Source organism: Bradyrhizobium australafricanum (assembly GCF_020329495.1).
Taxonomy (GTDB): Bacteria; Pseudomonadota; Alphaproteobacteria; order Rhizobiales; family Xanthobacteraceae; genus Bradyrhizobium; species Bradyrhizobium australafricanum.
Window position 1 is genome coordinate 1 of the sequence record NZ_JAGKJL010000161.1, and the last position, 1,940, is coordinate 1,940.

Genomic DNA, 1,940 nt, shown 5'->3' on the forward strand with positions numbered 1-1,940 from the left:
GAGCTGATGCAGGAGAGACAGTTCGTTCGATTGCAGAGGCGCTTCAGATCAGCCCGTCCTGTGTAACGAAGTGGAAGAATCTGAGACGGGAGACTGGGGGCGTTTCGCCCGGCAAGATCGGCGGTCACAAGAAGCCGGTTCTGTCCGGTGCCAATGCTGATTGGCTGCGTAAGCGCGTTCTCTCGGGACCATTCACTTTGCGGAAGCTGACACAGGAACTGGCGGCGCGCGGGATCAAGACCGATGTGCGGGCGGTGTGGACGTTTGTGCATGCCGAAGGGCTGAGCTTCAAAAAAAAACGATCCTGCCAGTCGAACATGATCGTCCCGACATCGCCCGTAAGCGGACACGCTGGAAGGCCCATCAAGGCAAGATTGACGCTGCACGCCTGATCTTTATCGACGAGAGTGTGCTGCAGACAGCGGAAGGAGTTCAACATGAACTAAGACCGATGGTGAAGCTGCGGGAAAGATGGGGGCTGGCCCCCCGAGATCGGCTTTCAGGAGCGGGTCTCAAACCAGTCCGAGCTGCTGCGGTAAAGAGCCGTGGTGGTGAGCGTCGGATCAAAAGTTCGGATTAAACCGAGCAGGTGAGTGTCCGAAAGACGAACGAAAGTGAACCCTCCGAGGACGCGTCGTTATGAATCCAAGCGTCGTCAAAACCAGGACCGTCTCGTCATCCTGGGACAAGTCCGCCAGATGCCTGACGACCGGGCGGGCGGCGACCGGCGTAGAGGGGGCGTGAGTTGGACACAGGCTTTCGCGCGGAACTGCAGGAACCAGGCTCTTGATGCCAAGGGAGAAGCGCAAGCGGCGACAACCGTGAGGCGAGAGTACCGATGCAAGAGACTGGGGCGGACCGATCCGTAGGAGCGTTGAGGGCCCGGTAATGGGGTCGGAGCAAAGGGATCGGGTCAGGTCGTCGTACTCTAGAACCAACTGGAAACAGGATGACTTCGAACGGTGCGACAAACAAGCCGTTCTCGATAGAGAAGCGGCGAGTGTACGAAGCGTACAAGGCGGTCAAATCCAATCGTGGTGCGGCCGGGGTGGACGGACAGACCTTGGAGATGTTCGAGACAGATCTGGCAGGGAATCTCTACAAGATCTGGAATCGCATGTCGTCAGGGACCTACTTTCCACCTCCGGTGCGCGCCGTCTCCATTCCAAAGAAGACGGGCGGCGAAAGGATTTTAGGTGTGCCCACTATCGGCGATCGGATCGCGCAGATGGTGGTCAAACAGATGATTGAGCCGGAACTGGAATCCATCTTCCTGCACGACTCTTACGGATACAGGCCAGGAAAATCGGCTCTGGATGCCGTGGGCGTCACGCGTCAGCGGTGCTGGAAATATGATTGGGTTCTGGAGTTCGACATCAAAGGGCTGTTTGACAATCTTCCGCATGATCTTCTGCTGAAGGCGGTCCGGAAACACGTGCAATGCAGATGGGCGCTGCTCTACATCGAAAGGTGGCTGACGGCGTCAATTGAAAAGGACGGGAAGCTTGTTGAGCGGAGCCGCGGAACCCCGCAAGGGGGCGTGATCAGCCCAATACTGGCCAACCTGTTCCTGCATTATACCTTCGATCTCTGGATGGCGCGGACACATCCCGACCTCCCTTGGTGTCGATATGCTGACGATGGTGCGCCACGACGGCGCGAAGGAGGTGTGATGTAGAGCACCTTTGAGCAGCCTTGCTGCACAGAAGATGGGGGTTGGCCCCTCGAACTCGGGTTGCAGGATCAGGGTTCAAACCACCGGCTGCTGCTTCGGCCCAATGGTCGAGGTGGTGAGCGAGACCGGAAAAGGCAGAGCAAGACTCTGTCAGGTAAGGATCGAGGAGACGAGCGCAAGCGAACCACCGATGAACTGTCGAAAGCGTAGGGAAGACGTCAAAACCAAGGGGTAGTCGTTATCTTGGGATCAGTCTGAGCGATAC

2 pseudogenes are annotated in these 1,940 nt (G+C 57.6%); both read left to right on the forward strand.

The window, feature by feature from the left end:
• A pseudogene (locus J6525_RS46245) lies at positions 1–392 on the forward strand (helix-turn-helix domain-containing protein); the annotation flags it as partial.
• A 557-nt stretch (positions 393–949) separates the two neighbouring features.
• Positions 950–1,645: pseudogene (gene ltrA, locus J6525_RS46250) on the forward strand (group II intron reverse transcriptase/maturase); the annotation flags it as partial.
• Between the last annotated feature and the right edge of the window lie 295 nt (positions 1,646–1,940).